The organism is Mesorhizobium sp. P160927 (assembly GCF_057766385.1).
In genome coordinates this window covers 6,018,219-6,036,443 of sequence record NZ_JBYMDW010000001.1, presented here as the reverse complement: position 1 = coordinate 6,036,443, position 18,225 = coordinate 6,018,219, and the positions used below count along the sequence as shown (strand labels likewise).

Here is an 18,225-nt window from a genome sequence, read left to right as displayed (position 1 = left end):
AATTGGGGCGAAACCGCGATGCTATATCCGCGCCGGAAATCGACGCCGGTAGTGATCGACCACTTCTGGATTGCGCAGATTGACAGGCAGTTTGTTGGCCAGCACCAGAAGGGCTTCGCCGGCCGCGCCGACGCCCATGCGCATCATCGATTCCTCGGTAATGCCCGCCATATGCGGGGTGACGATGACGTTGTCGAAGCCGAAATAGGGATGATTTGGCGGCAGCGGCTGCGTAGAGAAAACGTCGAGCGCGGCGCCGCCGACGCGGCGCTCCTGCAAGGCCTCAACCAGCGCGTCGTCATCGACGACCGGTCCGCGCGATACGTTGATCAGCAGTGCGTTGGGTTTCATGCGGGCGATGCGCTCGCGGCTGATCAGGCCGCGTGTCTCCTGCGTCAGCGGACAGCAGAGGACGATGATATCGCTCTGCTCGACCAGCGCGTCGATCGACAGGAAGCCGACCTTTTCCGGCGCCGGCTGCATGCTGCGTGTCGTTGCCACCACTTTGAGGTCGAAGCCGTGTGCGGCGATGTGGCCGACCGCCTGCCCGACGGCGCCGAGACCAACGATGCCGATGGTCTTGCCGGCGAGTTCGACGTTGGCATTGGCATGCTCGCGTCCGGCCAGCCAGCCCTTGGCGCGCAGGTCGCGGTCGACCCTGCGGAACTGCCGCAGCAGTGCAAGCGCGGTGAACATGACATGTTCGGCCACCGAGCGGGCATTGACCGCCGGCACGTTGGCCACGAGCACGCCGGCCGCCGCGGCCGCTTCCATCGGGATCATGTCGAGCCCGGCGCCATGGCGGATCGCGGCCCTCAGCTTCCATGCAACCTCGAACAGCGCCGGCGGCAGCGGCGCCCGCACGATGACGATGTCGGCATCCTTGGCTTCCCTCGCCAATGTGCCGGGGTCAAGCGCCGAAGCGATGATCAACTGGCCGGCGCCGGCCAGCTTGGCCGTGGCGCGCGGGTGCAGCGGATGCGTTGACAGGATCTTTGGCACGGTCTGGGTCACGGTCAGGCCCTTTCGAGTGCCGCGCCCGCGGGCGAAGCCGCCATGCCGCCCTCGATCAATCCCTTCCAATAGCTTTCCGCGCCTTGCAGATGGGCGCTCATCAGCGCCTGGGCGAGATTGCCGTCGCGGCGCAGCAGCGCCTCGTAGATCTGCACGTGCTCGGCGTGCGAGCGCACGCTGCGTTCGGGATCGTTGAAGTAGATCGGCAGGCGCTGCTCGCCCATCAGATAGTAGACGCTGCAGATATTGTGGAAGACGCTGTTCTTGGTGGCGCGCACGATCTCGAGGTGAAACTCGCGGTCCTCCTTGGCCAGACCTTCGCCAGCGGCGATGCGGTCCTCCGACGCTTTGAGGATTTCGCGCAGGCGCTCGAAATTCTCCTCGGTGGCGCGCGAGCAGGCAAGCTCGGCGGCCTTGATCTCATGGATCTTGCGCAACTCGACCGTCTCATAGATCTGCAAGGGATCAAGCGGCAGGCCGGCCCGTGCGAACAGCGCCAGCGCCTCGACGCTGGCCTGCTTGGTGTCGATGTAGATGCCTGACTTGGCGCGGCGCTCGACGATGCGCATTGCCTCGAGAATGGCGAGCGCTTCGCGGATCTGGCCGCGGCTGACGCCGAAATGCTCGGCCAATTCGCGTTCCGACGGCGTGCGGCCGCTCTCCTTGTCCGAATGGGAGAACAGATAGGCGGCGAGTTCCGCGAGAAGGTTCTTTTCTTTCATCGTCAATTGCGTTGCGCGTGCGCCTCCAGGAATCGCTCCGAAACGGTGAATCCCAATCCGGGCTTTTCCGGGATCGCTATCATACCGTCCTTGGCTTCGACAGTCTCTTCGACCAGATCGTGGATCATCGGGTTGGCGCCGAGCGAATACTCGACGGTGAAACTCGAAGGCGACGCGGCGCAGACATGCAGCCCGGCGAAGAAGCAGGGCGCGCCGGCCCACAGATGCGGTGCAAAGCGCAAATTGAAGGCGCTGGCGATGGTGCCGATCTTCATCGCTTCGCTGATGCCGCCGCAGAAGGCCGGGTCCGGCTGGAAGATGTCGGCGGCCTTGAGCACGGCGAGATCGCGGAAGGCATAGCGTGTCGCCTCGCTTTCGCCGGTGGCGATCGGAACGGCGCCGGAGGCGCGCACTTCGGCCATGCCTGCCTTGTCGTCGGCGATAACAGGCTCCTCGAACCAGGCGAGATCGAGGTCTTTGACGAGATGGATGAAGCGTTTGGCTTCCGCTACCGTGTAGGTGCCATGGGCGTCGACCATCAGCTCGACGTCGGGGCCGAGGGCCTGGCGTGCGGCGCGCACGCGGGCAGCGGAAACGTGTGCCGCCCCATCCATGGCGCCCACCCGCATCTTCAACGCCTTGAAGCCGCCTTTGGCGATGTAGGATTGCAATTGCTCGCCGATGGCATCGGCGGAGGCCCAGCCGCCCGAGGCATAGGCCTGCATGCGATCGACCTTGCGGCCGCCGAGAAGCCGCCAGACCGGTTGGCCTAGCGACTTGCCCAGGATGTCCCAGAGCGCGATGTCGACCGCGCTTATGGCGGCGACGCTCATCCCACGCCGCGCCAGTTGCGGCATGGCGTGGCCGGCATGGGCGGCACTTTGGTGGCGCACACCGTTGTAGAGCATCTCCCAGATGATGCCGATGTCGGCCGGGTCGCGGCCGATCAGCTGCGGCCCGACCTCGTGGTTCAGCATGTGGACGAGTGCGCCGTAGCTGCCGGCGCTGCCGGCTGCGTTCTTGCCTTCGCCCCAGCCGACCAGCCCGTCATCGGTTTCGACGCGCAGGATGGCGGCGTCGAAGGTCGTCACCTGGCCGAAGTCGCTGCGATGCTGCTTCGCGGCTTCGATCGGCACGCGGACCCACCAGGCCTGGACTGTCTTGATGCGCATGTTTTTCCCCAGCCCTGCCGCCGGTCGGGGCGGAAGGGCAAATTTCCCAGCGGCGGTCGACTACTTGATCAGCGGCAGCAGCGTTTCGGCGGTGATGCGCATCTGGTCGGTGTAGAATTTCTCGGTGAGCACGCTGGAGCCATGGTCCTGGATGAACTTCAGCTGCTCGGGCGAGATATCGACCGGGTGACGCTCGACCATGTCGGGATAGGGTGCTGCCGGCGTACGATCGACCGGGGCGACGAACTCATTGGTCAGTGCGCCGTCGTAGCCGACTTCTTTCAACGTGGCGACGATCCTTGGCCAGTCGATCTGGCCCAGGCCGGCGGCAAAGCGGTTGTTGTCGGCGACATGGAAGTCGAACAGACGCTTTCCGACCTGGCGGATAGCGTCATGCACGTTAAATTCCTCCATGTGGATGTGGTAGGCGTCGAGGCAGACGCCGCATTCTGGGCTGACCGCGTCAGCCAGCGCCAGCGCCTGGGCGCCGCGATTGAACAGATAGGTTTCGAAGCGGTTGAGCGGTTCGACGGCGATCTTGACGCCGACCTTCTTGGCATGAGTGAAGCATTCGCGGGTCGCGTCGACCACCCACTTCCATTCCTCTTCCTCGGTGCCGTCCGGGACCACCTTGCCGACTGTCGCCGGAACCAGCGTGATGATCTCGCCATCGAGCTCGCCGACCATCGTCAGCACATCCTTGACGTACTGCACGGAGCGTTCGCGCTGGCCCTGGTCCCTGGCGGCGAGGTTGCGTTCACCCAGCATCAAGGTCACCGCGCCCCAGCAGCGAATGCCATGCTCCTTCAGCAACGCCCGCGTCTCCTTGGTCTTGTACTGCGCTGGCTCGCCGGAAATCTCGATCGACTCATAGCCGAATTTCTTGATGCGCTTCAGCGTCGTCTCAAGCGGTTCCGCGCGCATCCAGTTGTGCGTCGAAAGATGCATGGTCTGTCCTTCCCAGATTCGTCCGTATGGTTTGCCTGCGACATGCATCGCCGTAAGACGACGCAAGGGTTCCTCCCCAAGGCATCCCCAGCCTTTTCCTGCAAACTGGTTAGACCAATTGGGCCTGAAATGAGGTCTACAGCAAATTCCTCAAGACGGCAACAACTGTGGAAGCGCGACTTTCATGGTGAATTAGTTTGTTGATTACATTGCGATATGTGCCGTTATTTCGCGCTTTGGGAGTGCCTTTTCGGCGCATTCCAAGGCTTGACCAGATTGCCTTATTTGGTCATACCAGAATGACGATGTCGGCAGAGCGTCCGACGCGATAAGACCAAAGTGACTGGCCCTGCTTTCATCAGGCGCTATGCTTGGTCATGACAAACGAGGAGGATGCCGATGCCGACGACAATGAAGGGCCCTGGACTGTTTCTGGCGCAGTTCGCGGGCGATGCCGCGCCGTTCAATTCGCTGGCGTCGATCACCAAATGGGCCGCCGGTCTCGGCTACAAGGGCGTGCAGATCCCGACCTGGGACGCGCGCCTGTTCGACCTCAAGAAGGCGGCGTCTTCCAAGGGCTATTGCGATGAGGTGAAGGGCATCTGCACTGACGCCGGGGTCGAGATCACCGAATTGTCGACGCATCTGCAGGGGCAATTGGTGGCGGTGCATCCGGCCTATGACGCCCAGATGGATGGGTTCGCGCCGCCGTCGGTGCACAACAACCCGAAGGCGAGACAGGAATGGGCTGTCGAACAGATGAAGTTCGGTGCCAAGGCATCGCGCAATCTCGGGCTGAATGTCTCGGTGTCGTTCACCGGCTCGTTGGCTTTCCCTTACCTCTATCCCTTTCCGCAGCGGCCCGCCGGACTGATCGAGGAAGCCTTCGGCGAACTCGGCAAACGCTGGAAACCGATCCTCGACGCCTATGAAGACAATGGTGTCGATGTCGGCTACGAAATCCATCCTTCGGAGGACGTGTTCGACGGGGCGACCTTCGAGATGTTCCTCGACGCGGTCGGCGGCCACAAGCGCTGCAACATCAATTACGACCCTTCGCATTTCCTGCTGCAGCAACTCGATTATCTCGAATTCATCGACATCTATCACGAGCGGATCAAGGCGTTCCACGTCAAGGACGCCGAGTTCAATCCGACTGGACGGCAGGGCGTGTACTCCGGTTACCAGAGCTGGACGAACCGCGCCGGCCGGTTCCGTTCGCTCGGCGATGGGCAAGTGGATTTCGGCGGCATCTTCTCCAAGCTTACCCAGTACAACTACGATTCCTGGGCGGTCCTGGAGTGGGAATGCTGCCTGAAGCATCCGGAGGATGGTGCCGCCGAAGGGGCGCCCTTCATCCAGCACCACATCATCCGGGTGACGGAGAAGGCATTCGACGATTTCGCCGCCGGCACCACGGACAAGAAGCTGCTGCGCGCCATGATGGGAATTTGACACGACTTCCCCTCCTCCCTCGGGGGAGGGGTATCTCACACGAGGGAGAAAAACATGGTTGGTGCATCGAAGTCGGAAACGGGAGGCGGCCCGATCCGCTACGGCATGGTCGGCGGCGGGCAGGGCGCATTCATCGGCGCGGTGCACCGGATCGCGGCCCGCATGGACAATGATTTCGTGCTGGTCGCCGGCGCCCTGTCTGCTGATCCGGCGCGTGCGAAAGCCTCGGCCGCCGAACTCGGGCTCGATCCCTCCCGCAGCTATGCGTCCTACGCCGAAATGGCCAAGGCCGAGGCGAAGCGCTCGGATGGCATCGAGGCGGTGGCCATCGTCACTCCCAACAACGTGCATGTGCCGGCGGCCAAGGCCTTCCTGGAAGCAGGCATCCACGTGATCTGCGACAAGCCGCTGGCAACGACCCTGGCCGAGGCGAAAAAGCTTGCGGCGATCGTGGAAAAAACCGGCAAGGTGTTCGTGCTCACCCACAACTACACCGCCTATCCGATGGTGCGGCAGGCGCGCGAAATGGTCGCCAAGGGCGTGCTCGGCGACATCCGCATCGTGCAGTCGGAATATCCGCAAGACTGGCTGACCGAGGACCTCGCCGCCACCGGCCAGAAGCAGGCAGCGTGGCGTTCAGACCCCAAGCAGGCGGGCGCCGGCGGTGCGCTCGGGGATATCGGCACCCATGCCTACAATCTCGCCCGCTTCGTCTCCGGGCTCGAACTCGACTCCCTGTCGGCCGATCTCGACGCCTTCGTGCCGGGCAGGCTGCTCGACGACAATGTCAACGTCATGCTGCGTTTCAAACCGACGGGAAAGACGCATCCGGCCAAGGGCATGATCTGGGCGAGCCAGGTGGCGCCCGGTCATGAGAACGGCCTGAAGCTGCGCATCTATGGTTCGAAGGGCGGGCTGGAATGGGTGCAAGCCGATCCCAACTACCTCTGGTACACGCCGTTCGGCCAGCCGAAGCAGTTGATCACCCGCAACGGCGCCGGCGCGCTGCCGGTGGCGGGCCGCGTCAGCCGCGTACCGTCAGGCCATCCCGAGGGCTACCTCGAAGGCTTCGCCAACATCTACCAGGAGGCCGCACGCGCGATCCGCGCGGCACGCAAGAAGGGTGGCAAGCCGGCAAAGGATGTCGTCTTCCCGACCATCCAGGACGGCGTCGAGGGCATGGCCTTCATCGAGGCCTGCGTGAAGTCGTCGAAGAAGAATGGGGCCTGGACCAAGCTGTAAGAGGCGCCGAGCAACGAAGGGGCGGGAACAACCAGCCGGTTGTCAACATTGGGGGAGGGCGTCGATGAAGATCGGCATGTGCATGTTCTTGTGGACGACGGCGGTATCGAAGAAGCACGAGCCGCTGCTTCGCGACATCAAGGCAACCGGCTTCGACGGTGTCGAAATCCCGATCTTCGCCGGCACGCCGGACGACTACAGGAAACTGGGCGAATTGCTCGACCGTATCGGGCTGGAGCGGACCGCCGTATCAGCCATGGGCGATCCGGGGATGAACCTGATTTCTGCCGATGCTGCAACGCGCAAGGCCGGTATCGACTACATGAAATGGGCCATCGATTGCGCCGATGCGCTTGGCGCCCGCACGCTGAGCGGACCGCTGCATTCGACGCTCGGCGCTTTTTCCGGGTCCGGACCGACCGCCGCCGAAAAGAAGCGCTCGATCGCCTCGCAGCGTGCCATCGGCGACCATGCCGGCAAGCGCAACGTCACCATCGGGCTGGAGGCGCTGAACCGCTTCGAATGCTATCTTCTCAACACCATGGCAGACCTATCGGAGCATATCGATGCCATCGACCGGCCGCACATCAAGGCAATGTACGACACGTTCCACGCCAATATCGAGGAAGCGGACCCGATCGGCGCCTATACGAAGCATCGCGGCAATGTCGTGCATATCCACATATCGGAGAACGATCGCGGCGTGCCCGGGCGTGGCAACATTCCGTGGAAGGAGACCTTTTCCGCCATCCGCAAGAGCGGTTATGACAACTGGCTGACGATCGAAGCGTTCGGCCGCTCGCTGAAGGATCTGGCGGCGGCGACCAAGGTGTGGCGGGATTTTTCCGAGACGCCGGAAGCCGTCTATCGTGACGGGTACAGGCATATCAAGAACGGCTGGAGGAACGCGGGATAAGAAGCCGATCTCGCTGCGTCAGCGATCCTTCGCGCCCCCGCTATCCCGCCGGCCTCTAGTAAGTTTTACATCACAAGCTATCCCTGCTGGGCCTGGATTCTATTGTAGTCGTGGATCGTCCGGCTCAGCCGGCGGCGCAGGAAGTTGGATATGTTGTCGAAAATGAAGACGACGAGCAGGATCAGCAGCACCATGTAGAAGACGTTGGCCCAGTTGGAATTGGTACGCATCGCTTCCCACAGTTTCAGGCCGATGCCGCCGGCGCCGACGGCGCCGATGATGGTGGCGCCGCGGGTGTTGGATTCCCACTGGTAGAGCGTCTGGCTGATGAAGACCGGGATCACTTCGGGCATCACGCCGTAGCGCTGCACCAAGATGCCGTTGGCGCCGGTCGAGAGCACGCCTTCGCGCGGCTTGTCGTCGATGTTCTCCAGGCCTTCCGAATAGACTTTGCCGAGGGTGCCGATCTCGGTGAAGAAAATCGCTGCACTTCCCGCCAGGGGGCCGGGGCCAAAGGCGCGGGTGAAGAACAGCGCCCAGATCAGCATGTCGACCGAGCGCATGAAGTCGAAGAAGCGCTTGAGCACCTGGCTGAGCATGCCACTCGGCGTAATGTTGCGCGCCGCGAAGAAGGCAAGGGGGAAGGCGACGATGCCGCCGAGCAGCGTGCCGAGGAAGGCCATGACAATGGTCTGCAGGAGCTTCGTCCAGACGTCGCCGTGCTGCCACTGGGCGTTGTTCCAGATGTTGTCGCCGGCAAGAGCAAGGTTGGTGGTACCTGGTTTCAGCTCCGGTCCCGAGATGATCAGCGAGATCACTTCCCGCGCTGATTTGCCAAAGAAGGGCGAGCGCGTGTCGAAGACGAAGTTCGCCCAGCCGAGGAAGCGCTTGCGCACCTTGACGCGGTCGACAGTGACGCGCACCTCGCCGACGAAGCCCATCTTGGCCACCACCTCGTCGTCATGGGCGGTGATCCAGTCCGGTACCGCGTCCGTGACCACCGGCTTGCCGCTGGTCAGCGAAACAGACACGGTCTGGCCGTTGGCGACGATTGTCGCCTGCGTCTTGTCGAAGGTGACGGATTTTGCCGGACCGTCGATCAGCACGGTGAAGGTGCCGTCTGGATTCCTGACCACCCAGTCGGGATTCGGGTTGTCGCCCAGCGCGGAAAAGCGCGGGTATTTGGGCGTGATCTCCGGCTGGTCGAGACGGAATTCCGGCTGCAGATCGTAGCTGATCCATTGCGTCAGGAAGAGCGGCAGGCGCTCCCAGTGCGATTCCCGCAGCACCTGCGGCAGGCTGAAGAACCACAAGGCATAGATCAGATAGAGGAGCGTACCGACGAACAGAAGGAGCGGACCGAAGCGCTTGTATGCCGGGCGCCGGAACACCTGCGGGTGTCGGGCCTCGATCGACAGCATCTCCTCGGCGGTCATGGTCGTTTGTCCTTCCATTTGGCCATGACCTCTTCCGAAGACCGAATGCCACTTTTCGGGGTCATGGCCTAAGCCCCCATCATAAAGGCTTGTTCGCCGACCAGCTTGCGCCGAAGCCAGGCGGAAAACTGGTCGATGATGAAGATGGTTGTGAACAGGAGCAGCACCAAAGCCAGCGTCTTGGCGCCGAAGCCGCGTGAGATGGAAAGCTTCAGCTCCTCGCCGATGCCACCGCCGCCCACGGCGCCGATGATGGTCGAGACGCGGACGTTGATCTCCACGCGCAGCAGCGTGTACGACATGAAGTTGGGCAACACCTGCGGCAGGCCGGCAAAGCGAACCCGCTCGAACCAGTTGGCGCCGACCGCGCGCAGGCCTTCCTCGGCTCGCATGTCGATGTTCTCGTTGATCTCGTAGAACAGCTTGCCGAGCGCGCCGATGGAATGCAGGCCGATGGCGATGACGGCGGCGATCGGACCGGTCGAGACGATGGCCGCGAACAGGCCTGCGATGACGATTTCGGGAAAGGCGCGCAGCAATTCCATGAAGCGCTTGACCACCAGCCTCAGTGCCGGATGGGGTGTCAGGTTGCGCGCCGCGGTGAAGGAAAATGGCACCGCGAAGACAAAGCCGATGAAGGTCGAGACCAGCGCGACGTTGACTGTGGTCAGCATCAGTTCGAAATATTCGGGGATGTAGAAATCGCCCCAGACGTGGACGCGGCCAAGCGGGAAGTTGAATTCCTGGGTGCCGGTGTCGTGCGGCGAGGCGATATCGAACAGCGCCCGCCAGACGTCGTTCCAGTCCTTGGGGACCAGCCAGCTCAGGAAATCCAGAATATGCGGCAGCCGGTCGAAGAAGTGCCCTGCGTTGGCTTCGTCGGCGAACCACATGCTGGCGAACATGGCGGCGAGCAGCAGGCCGACGCCGAGCACGGTATATAACCGGCGCAGCGACGTCTGGCGTCGCCAGGCAGCGGCCATCTGGTGGGTGTCGCCGGAGGGGGCTGTCACGGAAAGGGTCATGATGGGAGATGCAAAAAGGGCGGTACTTCAGGTACCGCCCTTTTGCAATTTCGCCGTTAGCCGCCGATAGCTGCCTTACGGGCTTCGACGATGACGCTGTAGAAGTCCGGCTTCACCGGAACATAGCCGGTAAAATCGCCACCCTCGACGCCTTCGAAGCAAGCCTTGTCCTTCTTGGGCAGATCGGTGAAGAAGGTGGTCAGCTTGGCGGTCATGTCGTCGCCGATCGCGGTGCGCACGACAAGCGGGCCGTTCGGGATCAGGCCCGAGCGCCAGACTTCGACGAAGTCGTTGGGGTCGACGGCGCCCTTGGCGACTTCCTTGTGGAAGGTGCCGGAGGTGTAGCCGTTCTTGAAGTCGCCGATGCCCGAGGAATCGTCGACCGCGACGTCGACCTTGCCATCACGCACGGCCAGGACGTTGTTTTCGTGGCCGCCATTGAACTGGGTCGAAGCGAAGAAGGTTTCGTTCGAGGCACCGGTGTCCTTCGGAATCTGGGTCAGCGGGATCAGATAGCCGGAGGTCGAATCCGGATCGGCATAGCCGAGCTTCTTGCCCTTGGCCGACTTGATGTCGGTGATCCCCGACGTCTTCAGCGCCAGCCCGATCGAATAGTAGCCGGTGGAGCCGTCGGTCTGCTTGGTGGTGAGGATCGGGGTAACCGCCTTCGGATCCTTGAGATAGACGCTGGCGTAGCCGGAAGCGCCGAGTTCGGCGAAGTCGAGCGTCCCGCCGAGCAGGCCCTGGATGACGCCGTCATAGTCGGCGGCGGGGAACAGCGAGACCTTCTCGAAGCCAAACTCTGCCTTCAGGTGATCGGCCAGGCACTGGTAGTTGCGCAGCCGGTCGGTTTCGTTTTCACCGCCGAGAATGCCGACGCGAAATTCTTTCATGTCGGCGGCATGGGCCATGCTGGTGGCCATGGCGAGCACCGAAACGGCGCTGAAAACCATCTTCCTGAACATCTGTTATCTCTCCTGTAGGTTCCGGCCCCGCGCCGGCAGCGTTCTTGATCTTGACAAGTGCCCTTGACGCGGGCGGACGATCCAGGCTGCTCACTTTTGGCCCGTAATGGGCTCAGTATCCCGGGAATGCGGGTTCGAGCGGTCCGGCGGATGCGGCGATCTTCTGCTTGAAGGCAACACTGGTGGAGGTGATGACCTCCGATATCTCGCCGCCATTGCTGTCGGCGCCATAGACAAGACGCACGGCTTGGCGGTCGAGCTCTTCGGGCGGGCCGTCGAAGACGACCTTGCCGGCGGCCATGCCAATGATGCGGTTGCAATAGGTGCGGGCGGTATCGAGCGTATGCAGATTGGTGACAACGGTGATGCCTTCGCGCAGGTTGATGTCCTGCAGCGAATCCATCACCACCTTGGCGTTGAGCGGGTCGAGCGAGGCGATCGGCTCGTCGGCGAGGATCACCCTGGGCTGCTGCATCATGGCGCGGGCGATTGCGACGCGCTGCTGCTGGCCGCCCGACAGCGTACCGGCGGGCTGAAGTGCGGTGCGGGCGATGTCGAGCCGCTCGAGCGCGGCGACCGCCTCGGCGCACTCGGCGCGCGAAAACATGCCTAGAAGATTGGACAGGGTCGAACGGTGGTTCAGTTTGCCGAGCAGCACGTTGGTCAGCACGTCGAGGCGCGGCACCAGGTTGAACTGCTGGAAGATCATGGCGCAGTCGCGCTGCCAGCGCCGCAGCGGCGAGCCGCGCAGCTGGGAGACCTCGGCGCCGTCAAAAAAAATCGACCCCTGGCTGGGGTCGACAAGACGGTTGATCATGCGAAGAAGAGTTGACTTGCCGGCGCCCGAACGACCGATGACGCCGACCATCTGCCCCTGCGGGATCGAGATGCTGACGTCGCTGACGGCAGTGTTCTTGCCAAATCGTCGGCTGACGCCGCGGATTTCGAGTGTGGCAGAGCTTGCTGACATGGGCTGGTTCCAGTCCGGTCCATATTGATCGTCAGGCACTCGCCTAACGCAGCCACATGAACCTGCCGTGTCGCGATGATGTCAGTTTTGTTACGCTCCACAGGGGCGACGGCTGAAGCGCGTCGCGCTTCAGGTCTTTTGTTTTTATGCATGTCGTTCTCCCGACACCGAGGTCACTTTCGGCGACATGCATTGGCGCCTGGCGGGCGATCAGCCGAGCACCAGCAATTCCTCGAAATGCTTCATGTCGCGGAATGCGCAGAAGGCGGGAGCCTTGATCTCGATCACCGGCGCCTGGCGCGCGAAAAGCGCCAGGCAATCGTCAACCCGCGCCTGCCACGCGGCGGCTCCATCGTCATCAAGGCGCTGGATCTGATAGGCGAAGGTGATGTGGAAGACGTAGGTGTCGTGATCGGGATGGCGGTAGCCGAACGGCACCGCGAGCGCATCGCGCCATTGACGCATGATGCGCACATCCTCGTCCGTCGCGCCGGCGACGGTGAGGCCGGTCGGCAGGATCTCGACCACCTTGATGTTGAATGGGCCGAAGCCCTCGAACCCTTTCAAGCGCCCCAGATAGAGGCGGGTCATGGCGTCGATGCTGGTGTCGAGCGGCACGTCCTGCGGCCAGTAAGGCAAGCGGCGGCGATATTCGATGATGCCCTGGAACAGCGTCATGTGCAGGCTGGAGACCGGCGTGAAGGCGAGGCGGTCGGCATCAGGCATCGCCAGCATCTTCTCGCGGACGGCTAACACCACCGCTTCCGAATGCGAGCCGCTGACCAGATGGCTGACGACGGTGTTGCCCGGCTCGAGGAGGAAGTTGCCTGAGGAATCGTAGCGCGTGCCAAGATGCGCCGGCGACGCCGGGTTAGAGCCGGCGAAGAATCCGGCGAGCGAGGGTTTGATGGTGTCGAGCATGGCGATCTCCTTGAAGGAGATCGCGTCCTGTCCGAGTCCTGTGTCAAGGATATGAACAAGCCGGCGATCTGGCGAAGATGTGAGGGCTATGCCCCTTTGCCCGATGCACTTTCCTCGTATTTCTCCAAAAACGCTTCGGCCGTCAGCTCCCGAAAATCGTCGAGCGCGACGCGCAGCCTTGCGTGATCCCAGTCCCACCAGGCAAGCGCCTGGTAGCGCGCGGCGGTGCGGCGGTCGAAGCGCTCGCGGATCGGTTTTGCCGGTACCCCGGCGACGATGGTGTAGGGCGCGACGTCTTTCGAGACGACCGCTCCGGCGCCAACGGCGGCGCCGTCACCGATGGTGACGCCGGGCAGGACGGTCGAGCCGTGGCCGAGCCAGGTGTCGTGGCCGATGGTGACGCGCTTGGCGCGGCGCTCAGCGAAGAATTCACTCTCATGCTCGGCGTCGTCCCAATAGTCGGAGGCGCGATAGGTGAAGTGGTGGAGCGTCGGCCGCCAGGTCGGGTGGTTGGTGGCGTTGAGGCGCACGCTGGCGGCGATGTTGGCAAACTTGCCGATCGTCGCGCACCAGACCGCGCAGTCCTGCATCATGTAGGAATAGTCGCCGAGCTCGCTTTCCGAAACCCGGCTGCGGTCGGCGATCTCGGTCCAGCGGCCGAGTGTCGAGTTGTGCACCTCCGCCGTCGGGTGAACCAGCGGCGTCTCCGATAGGTTCCTGGTCATGCGGCGAGTTTTCCCGGAGCGAAGGCGGTGACGTCGATGATGCGGTCGGCCACCGCCTCGCGCACATCCTGATCGTGGAAGATGCCGAGCAGGGCAACGTCAGCCGCCTTCTTGGCGGCGATGAGTTCGATCACCACGTCGCGGTTCGTCGCGTCGAGCGATGCGGTCGGCTCGTCGAGCAGCAGGATGGGGTGCTCGGTGATGAAGCCGCGCGCGATGTTGACACGCTGCTGCTCGCCGCCCGAGAAGGTTGCCGGCGGCAGCATCCAGAGTTTTTCCGGGAGGTTGAGCTGGGCCAGCAACGCGCGTGCCTTGGCTCGGGCCGCCTCGCGCTCCTCGCCGCGTTCAACCAGTGGCTCGGCGACGACGTCGAGAGCTGAGACGCGCGGCACGGTGCGCAGGAACTGGCTGACATAGCCGATCGTTTGCCTGCGTACGGCAAGCACGGTGCGCGGGCTGGCATGGGCGAGGTCGATCAGTCCGTCCTCGTGCCTGACGATGATCTGGCCTTCGTCGACGGCGTAGTTGCCGTAGAGCATCTTCAGGATCGAGCTCTTGCCGGCGCCGGACGGGCCGCCGAGCACGGTGCATTCACCGGCCTTGATCGAGAACGAAACGCCGGTGACGACGGGCAGTTTGATGCCGTCGCGCAGATGCATGGTAAAGCTTTTGGCAACGTCGGAGACAACGAGTGGGGTCGGCATCAGAAGGTTCTCCAATCGTCGATGGTCGGCGGGACACGCGCCATCATCACACCTGCAAAATCGAGGAAACGAGCAATTGCGTGTAGGGCGCGCGCGGGTCGTCGAGGACGCGGTCGGTGAGGCCGCTTTCGACGACGCGGCCGTCCTTCATCACCATCATGCGCTGTGACAGAAGCCGCGCCACGGCGAGGTCGTGGGTGACGACGATCGCGGCCAGGCCAAGGTCGGTGACCAGCCCGCGCAACAGGTCGAGCAGGCGTGCCTGCACCGAGACATCAAGGCCACCGGTAGGCTCATCCATGAACACCAGCCTTGGCCCGGTGACGAGATTGCGGGCGATCTGCAGCCGCTGACGCATGCCGCCGGAAAAGGTGCGCGGTTCGTCGTCGATGCGGTCTTCCTCGATCTCGACGCGTGATAGCCAGTCGACCGCCGTGGCGCGGATCTTGCCGTAGTGGCGGTCGCCGACCGCCATCAGCCGTTCACCGACATTGGCGCCGGCCGACACCGTCATGCGCAGGCCATCGGCCGGGTTCTGGTGGACAAAGCCCCAGTCGGTGCGCATCAGGAAGCGGCGCTCGGCCTCGCTCATGCGGTAGAGCTCGCGGAACTGGCCATCGCGCATGCGGTAGCTGGCGGTGCCCGACGAAGGCAAAAGCCGTGTCGACAGGCAGTTGAGCAGTGTCGTCTTGCCGGAACCGGATTCACCGACGACAGCCAGGACTTCGCCCGGCCACAGGTCGAAGGAGACGTTGTCGCAGCCAACCCGCGAGCCATAGAACTTGGAGAGCGCAGAGACGCGCAGCAGGGGTTCGTCGGTCATTGGGCCGGCTCCATTTTTCCCGCGGCAAGATCGGTTTCGGGGGCAAGGTGGCCGCGATGGCCGTCGGCGCGCCGCTTCTCGCAATAATCGGTGTCGGAGCAGACGAACATGTGGCCGCCATGGTCGTCGAGGATGACCTCGTCGAGATAGACATTCTCGGCCGCGCACAACGCGCAGGGCTGATCGAAAGTCTGCACCTCGAACGGATGATCCTCGAAGTCGAGGCTGACGACATCGGTGAAGGGCGGCACGGCGTAGATGCGCTTTTCGCGGCCGGCGCCGAACAGCTGCAGGGCCGGCGAGCGGTGCATCTTGGGATTGTCGAATTTCGGCGTCGGCGACGGGTCCATGACATAACGGCCCTCGACCTTAACCGGATAGGCATAAGAGGTGGCGATGCGGCCGTGCTTGGCGATATCCTCATAGAGCTTCACATGCATGAGGCCGTATTCCTCCAACGCATGCATTTTCCGCGTTTCGGTCTCGCGCGGCTCGAGGAAGCGCAGCGGTTCGGGGATCGGTACCTGGTAGACCAGCACCTGGCCCGCCTTGAGTGGATGCTCGGGAATGCGGTGGCGTGTCTGGATGATGGTGGCGCTGGCGGTATCGGTGGTGACCGCGACATTGGCGACCTTCTTGAAGAAGGCACGGATGGACACGGCGTTGGTGGTGTCGTCGGCGCCCTGGTCGATGACCTTCAGCACATCGTCGGGGCCGATGATCGACGCGGTGACCTGCACGCCGCCAGTGCCCCAGCCATAAGGCATCGGCATTTCGCGGGAGGCGAACGGCACCTGGTAGCCGGGGATGGCGATGCCCTTTAGGATCGCGCGGCGTATCATCCGCTTGGTCTGCTCGTCGAGATAGGCGAAATTGTAGGTGGCGATGTCTGTCGGTTGCGCAGTCATTCCGCTGCCTCCTTTTTTTCTTCCGCCTTCGCTGGATTTTCGCGAGCTTCGTACTCGGCGCGCATGCGGCGCACGAGGTCGAGTTCGGCCTGGAAGTCGACATAGTGCGGCAGCTTCAGATGCTCGACGAAGCCGGTGGCCTGGACATTGTCGGAGTGCGAGATGACGAACTCCTCGTCCTGGGCGGCGGCGACGATGTCCTCGCCGAGTTCTGAGGCACGCAGCGCCCGGTCGCAGAGCGCCATGGCCATCGCCTTGCGCTCGCTCTGGCCGAAGACGAGGCCGTAGCCGCGGGTGAATTGCGGCGGCGCCTTGGCCGAGCCCTTGAATTGGTTGACCATCTGGCATTCGGTGACGCGCACCGTGCCGAGCGGCACGGCGAAGGGCAGTGCGGGAACGTCGAGTTCCAGCTCGACCTCGCCGATGCGGATTTCGCCGACAAAGGGATGATTGCGGGCATAGCCGCGCTGGGTGGAATAGCCGAGCGCCAGCAGAAAACCCTCGTCGCCGCGCGACAGCGCCTGCAGGCGGATGTCACGCGCCATCGGGAATTCCAGCGGCTCGCGCGTGATGTCGCCGGGCACATGATCGCCAGGCATCTGGCCATCCGGTTCGATCAGGCCTTCACGGGCGAGGATCGCCGAGACGCGCGGCATCGCCTGCGCTTCCGTCTCGCGCCGCAAGGGCTCGGCGACATCGGCACCGGCGGCGAGCTCGGGGTCGAGCAGGCGGTGCGTGTAGTCGAAGGTCGGACCAAGCAACTGGCCACCGGGCAGGTCCTTGTAGGTCGCCGACACACGCCGCTCGACCAGCATGGTGCCGGTGTCGATCGGTCTGGAATAGCCGAAGCGCGGCAGCGTGGTGCGGTAGGCGCGCACCAGGAAAATCGCCTCGATCATGTCGCCGCGCGCCTGAACGATGGCCAGCGCGGCCAATTCCCTGTCATAGAGTGAGCCTTCGCTCATCACCCTGTCGACGCCGAGCGCCAGCTGTTCGACGATCTGGTCGAGGCGAAGTGCGGGCACCGAGCGGTCGCCGCGCCGGCGGTCGGCAAGCAGGCTGTGGGCGTTGGCAATGGCGGCTTCGCCACCTTTTACGGCGACATACATCTTACGCCTCCATCGTCTTGATACGCGTCGTGCGCGGCAGGCAGGCTATGCCGTCAGATGTGGCGAGGACGATGTCGACGCCGCGCGGAAAGCGCCTGATATTCTGCTTCCACTGCTCGACGAAATGGCGCGGCATCCGTGCCGGCGCGATCGTGGCGCTGGTTTCGATACCCGGGCCTTCCAGCAACAGCGGGGTCCCTGAAGTGAGATCGCCGACCTGCAGGATCAGCGTCGTCGATCGGTCGGGATAATCCTGCGTGCCCTGCGAAAAACCGTCGAGCGCCATCATCTCGGCCGGCGTGGCAACAAACGCGAAATGCGCGTCGGGCGGCGTGTTGGCCAGCGGCGCGCCCGTATGGAAACCAAGCCAGGACCCGATCGCGGCGGAGGCATGGAGGGCAGGGTCGAGCCAGAGCGGCGTGTCGTTGTCGCATAGCGCCAGTGCCACGGCGCCCGATGTCGCCGAGAGCGGAGCCGGTGGGCGGGCCAGGGCCGGCAAGGGCTGGAAGCTGCCCGGCCGCGCCATGGCATCCATGACGGCCCGAAACACGGTCTGAGCGTTGAAGACCGGATCGGCGAAACCGCCCTCGATCGATTGCGCAGCGATATCCATCAATCTTCTCCGCGAACCATGGTGAAGAAATCCACCTTCGTTGCCGCCGTCTCGGCGCGGCGTTTTTCGTGGGCAGCGGTGAGAGCCGAGCGTAAAGGCGTAATGAGCCTGGTCTCGACCTCGGTGCGGCGGGCAGGGTCCTGCCAGAGCGCGTCGGCTATTGCTCCCAGCTTCGCCTTCTGCTTGTCGCGGCCAAGCGCGTAACAATGGCCGACCTGCCCGGATGGCAGCCGGACAGTGGCACGCGTGACGGTCGCCTCGCCGACATTGAAGGGCGCGCCGCCGCCGCCGATGCGGCCACGCAGCGTGACCAGGCCCGTCTCGGGACCGCGCAGAAGTTCGGCTTGCGAAGGCAGGCCGAACTCGTTCCAGAGCCGGACGATGTCTTCGCCGCTCGATTGCGCCAACGTCGCCATGGCGGCCTTGCGCTCGGCCTGATCGCGGGCTTCCTGTCCTCGCATCGCCAATTTCCTCTTCATTAAATTTGTCTATTGATATAGACAACTATACAAATTATACCTAATACCTAGCGCGAGTCCATGACGGGTGGATGACAT

General features: G+C 63.4%; 19 protein-coding genes. 3 read left to right on the top strand and 16 right to left on the bottom strand.

The window, feature by feature from the left end; genetic code table 11:
* Positions 1 to 21 precede the first annotated feature (21 nt).
* Genes AC3CB8_RS29565 through AC3CB8_RS29550 form a run of 4 tightly spaced genes read right to left on the bottom strand, consistent with a single transcriptional unit; the run spans position 22 to position 3,856 of the window.
* A complete protein-coding gene (locus tag AC3CB8_RS29565; protein WP_023770692.1) occupies positions 22 to 1,002 on the bottom strand; it encodes a hydroxyacid dehydrogenase in 981 nt (326 codons plus the stop codon).
* 14 nt (positions 1,003 to 1,016) lie between these two features.
* Positions 1,017 to 1,736, bottom strand: a complete 720-nt coding sequence (locus tag AC3CB8_RS29560; protein WP_023770691.1) for a FadR/GntR family transcriptional regulator — start codon at positions 1,734 to 1,736, stop codon at positions 1,017 to 1,019.
* Positions 1,737 to 1,738: 2 nt separating this feature from the next.
* The gene (locus AC3CB8_RS29555) at positions 1,739 to 2,908 is read right to left on the bottom strand and encodes a mandelate racemase/muconate lactonizing enzyme family protein (RefSeq protein ID WP_023770690.1); all 1,170 of its coding nucleotides are present in this window, start codon (positions 2,906 to 2,908) and stop codon (positions 1,739 to 1,741) included.
* 60 nt (positions 2,909 to 2,968) lie between these two features.
* Entirely contained in the window at positions 2,969 to 3,856 is an 888-nt protein-coding gene (locus AC3CB8_RS29550; protein ID WP_015315643.1) for a sugar phosphate isomerase/epimerase family protein, read from the bottom strand.
* 399 nt (positions 3,857 to 4,255) lie between these two features.
* On the opposite strand from AC3CB8_RS29550, the gene AC3CB8_RS29545 reads away from it, so the two are divergent.
* The 3 genes from AC3CB8_RS29545 to AC3CB8_RS29535 all read left to right on the top strand — a co-directional run bounded on the left by AC3CB8_RS29545 (position 4,256) and on the right by AC3CB8_RS29535 (position 7,469).
* Entirely contained in the window at positions 4,256 to 5,311 is a 1,056-nt protein-coding gene (locus tag AC3CB8_RS29545) for a sugar phosphate isomerase/epimerase family protein (protein ID WP_023770689.1), read from the top strand.
* A 54-nt stretch (positions 5,312 to 5,365) separates the two neighbouring features.
* Entirely contained in the window at positions 5,366 to 6,553 is a 1,188-nt protein-coding gene (locus AC3CB8_RS29540) for a Gfo/Idh/MocA family protein (RefSeq protein WP_023770688.1), read from the top strand.
* Between the two features lie 64 nt (positions 6,554 to 6,617).
* Positions 6,618 to 7,469 (top strand): sugar phosphate isomerase/epimerase family protein, encoded by an 852-nt coding sequence (locus tag AC3CB8_RS29535; protein WP_023781054.1) that lies wholly within the window; start codon positions 6,618 to 6,620, stop codon positions 7,467 to 7,469.
* 77 nt (positions 7,470 to 7,546) lie between these two features.
* Here the strand turns inward: AC3CB8_RS29535 and phnE (AC3CB8_RS29530) are convergent, their stop codons facing one another.
* From phnE (AC3CB8_RS29530) to phnG, 12 genes are all read right to left on the bottom strand, one after another.
* On the bottom strand, positions 7,547 to 8,905 hold the full coding sequence (phnE, locus tag AC3CB8_RS29530) for a phosphonate ABC transporter, permease protein PhnE (RefSeq protein ID WP_245273795.1): 1,359 nt from the start codon (positions 8,903 to 8,905) through the stop codon (positions 7,547 to 7,549).
* A 68-nt stretch (positions 8,906 to 8,973) separates the two neighbouring features.
* The gene (gene phnE, locus AC3CB8_RS29525) at positions 8,974 to 9,930 is read right to left on the bottom strand and encodes a phosphonate ABC transporter, permease protein PhnE (protein WP_352565989.1); all 957 of its coding nucleotides are present in this window, start codon (positions 9,928 to 9,930) and stop codon (positions 8,974 to 8,976) included.
* A 56-nt stretch (positions 9,931 to 9,986) separates the two neighbouring features.
* Positions 9,987 to 10,895 (bottom strand): phosphonate ABC transporter substrate-binding protein, encoded by a 909-nt coding sequence (phnD, locus tag AC3CB8_RS29520; RefSeq protein ID WP_352551828.1) that lies wholly within the window; start codon positions 10,893 to 10,895, stop codon positions 9,987 to 9,989.
* Positions 10,896 to 11,007: 112 nt separating this feature from the next.
* On the bottom strand, positions 11,008 to 11,865 hold the full coding sequence (gene phnC / locus AC3CB8_RS29515) for a phosphonate ABC transporter ATP-binding protein (RefSeq protein WP_023770683.1): 858 nt from the start codon (positions 11,863 to 11,865) through the stop codon (positions 11,008 to 11,010).
* A 210-nt stretch (positions 11,866 to 12,075) separates the two neighbouring features.
* Positions 12,076 to 12,786, bottom strand: a complete 711-nt coding sequence (locus AC3CB8_RS29510) for a DUF1868 domain-containing protein (protein ID WP_352565991.1) — start codon at positions 12,784 to 12,786, stop codon at positions 12,076 to 12,078.
* A gap of 86 nt (positions 12,787 to 12,872) precedes the next feature.
* A complete protein-coding gene (locus tag AC3CB8_RS29505) occupies positions 12,873 to 13,511 on the bottom strand; it encodes a DapH/DapD/GlmU-related protein (protein ID WP_023781057.1) in 639 nt (212 codons plus the stop codon).
* A complete protein-coding gene (gene phnL, locus AC3CB8_RS29500; protein WP_352565994.1) occupies positions 13,508 to 14,215 on the bottom strand; it encodes a phosphonate C-P lyase system protein PhnL in 708 nt (235 codons plus the stop codon). The genes AC3CB8_RS29505 and phnL overlap by 4 nt, the downstream gene beginning before the upstream one ends.
* 46 nt (positions 14,216 to 14,261) lie before the next feature.
* On the bottom strand, positions 14,262 to 15,038 hold the full coding sequence (gene phnK / locus AC3CB8_RS29495) for a phosphonate C-P lyase system protein PhnK (protein WP_352551838.1): 777 nt from the start codon (positions 15,036 to 15,038) through the stop codon (positions 14,262 to 14,264).
* Positions 15,035 to 15,946, bottom strand: coding sequence for an alpha-D-ribose 1-methylphosphonate 5-phosphate C-P-lyase PhnJ (locus tag AC3CB8_RS29490; protein ID WP_352565996.1), 912 nt, complete (start codon positions 15,944 to 15,946; stop codon positions 15,035 to 15,037). The genes phnK and AC3CB8_RS29490 overlap by 4 nt, the downstream gene beginning before the upstream one ends.
* Positions 15,943 to 17,055 carry a carbon-phosphorus lyase complex subunit gene (locus AC3CB8_RS29485; RefSeq protein WP_352565998.1) on the bottom strand — a complete coding sequence of 371 codons (1,113 nt, stop codon included), beginning with the start codon at positions 17,053 to 17,055 and terminating at the stop codon, positions 15,943 to 15,945. Before AC3CB8_RS29485 ends, AC3CB8_RS29490 begins: the two co-directional genes overlap by 4 nt.
* A gap of 1 nt (position 17,056) precedes the next feature.
* Positions 17,057 to 17,668, bottom strand: a complete 612-nt coding sequence (gene phnH, locus AC3CB8_RS29480; protein WP_023770677.1) for a phosphonate C-P lyase system protein PhnH — start codon at positions 17,666 to 17,668, stop codon at positions 17,057 to 17,059.
* Positions 17,668 to 18,129 (bottom strand): phosphonate C-P lyase system protein PhnG, encoded by a 462-nt coding sequence (gene phnG, locus AC3CB8_RS29475; RefSeq protein ID WP_488377364.1) that lies wholly within the window; start codon positions 18,127 to 18,129, stop codon positions 17,668 to 17,670. The genes phnH and phnG overlap by 1 nt, the downstream gene beginning before the upstream one ends.
* Positions 18,130 to 18,225 lie beyond the last annotated feature (96 nt).

Bases quoted from the DNA above. Each gene is read 5' to 3' on its own strand.
- AC3CB8_RS29560 (WP_023770691.1), bottom strand. From the start codon at position 1,736: ATGAAAGAAAAGAACCTTCTCGCGGAACTCGCCGCCTATCTGTTCTCC.
- AC3CB8_RS29555 (WP_023770690.1), bottom strand. From the start codon at position 2,908: ATGCGCATCAAGACAGTCCAGGCCTGGTGGGTCCGCGTGCCGATCGAA.
- AC3CB8_RS29550 (WP_015315643.1), bottom strand. From the start codon at position 3,856: ATGCATCTTTCGACGCACAACTGGATGCGCGCGGAACCGCTTGAGACG.
- AC3CB8_RS29545 (WP_023770689.1), top strand. From the start codon at position 4,256: ATGCCGACGACAATGAAGGGCCCTGGACTGTTTCTGGCGCAGTTCGCG.
- AC3CB8_RS29540 (WP_023770688.1), top strand. From the start codon at position 5,366: ATGGTTGGTGCATCGAAGTCGGAAACGGGAGGCGGCCCGATCCGCTAC.
- AC3CB8_RS29535 (WP_023781054.1), top strand. From the start codon at position 6,618: ATGAAGATCGGCATGTGCATGTTCTTGTGGACGACGGCGGTATCGAAG.
- phnE (WP_245273795.1), bottom strand. From the start codon at position 8,905: ATGACCGCCGAGGAGATGCTGTCGATCGAGGCCCGACACCCGCAGGTG.
- phnE (WP_352565989.1), bottom strand. From the start codon at position 9,930: ATGACCCTTTCCGTGACAGCCCCCTCCGGCGACACCCACCAGATGGCC.
- phnD (WP_352551828.1), bottom strand. From the start codon at position 10,895: ATGTTCAGGAAGATGGTTTTCAGCGCCGTTTCGGTGCTCGCCATGGCC.
- phnC (WP_023770683.1), bottom strand. From the start codon at position 11,865: ATGTCAGCAAGCTCTGCCACACTCGAAATCCGCGGCGTCAGCCGACGA.
- AC3CB8_RS29510 (WP_352565991.1), bottom strand. From the start codon at position 12,786: ATGCTCGACACCATCAAACCCTCGCTCGCCGGATTCTTCGCCGGCTCT.
- AC3CB8_RS29505 (WP_023781057.1), bottom strand. From the start codon at position 13,511: ATGACCAGGAACCTATCGGAGACGCCGCTGGTTCACCCGACGGCGGAG.
- phnL (WP_352565994.1), bottom strand. From the start codon at position 14,215: ATGCCGACCCCACTCGTTGTCTCCGACGTTGCCAAAAGCTTTACCATG.
- phnK (WP_352551838.1), bottom strand. From the start codon at position 15,038: ATGACCGACGAACCCCTGCTGCGCGTCTCTGCGCTCTCCAAGTTCTAT.
- AC3CB8_RS29490 (WP_352565996.1), bottom strand. From the start codon at position 15,946: ATGACTGCGCAACCGACAGACATCGCCACCTACAATTTCGCCTATCTC.
- AC3CB8_RS29485 (WP_352565998.1), bottom strand. From the start codon at position 17,055: ATGTATGTCGCCGTAAAAGGTGGCGAAGCCGCCATTGCCAACGCCCAC.
- phnH (WP_023770677.1), bottom strand. From the start codon at position 17,668: ATGGATATCGCTGCGCAATCGATCGAGGGCGGTTTCGCCGATCCGGTC.
- phnG (WP_488377364.1), bottom strand. From the start codon at position 18,129: ATGCGAGGACAGGAAGCCCGCGATCAGGCCGAGCGCAAGGCCGCCATG.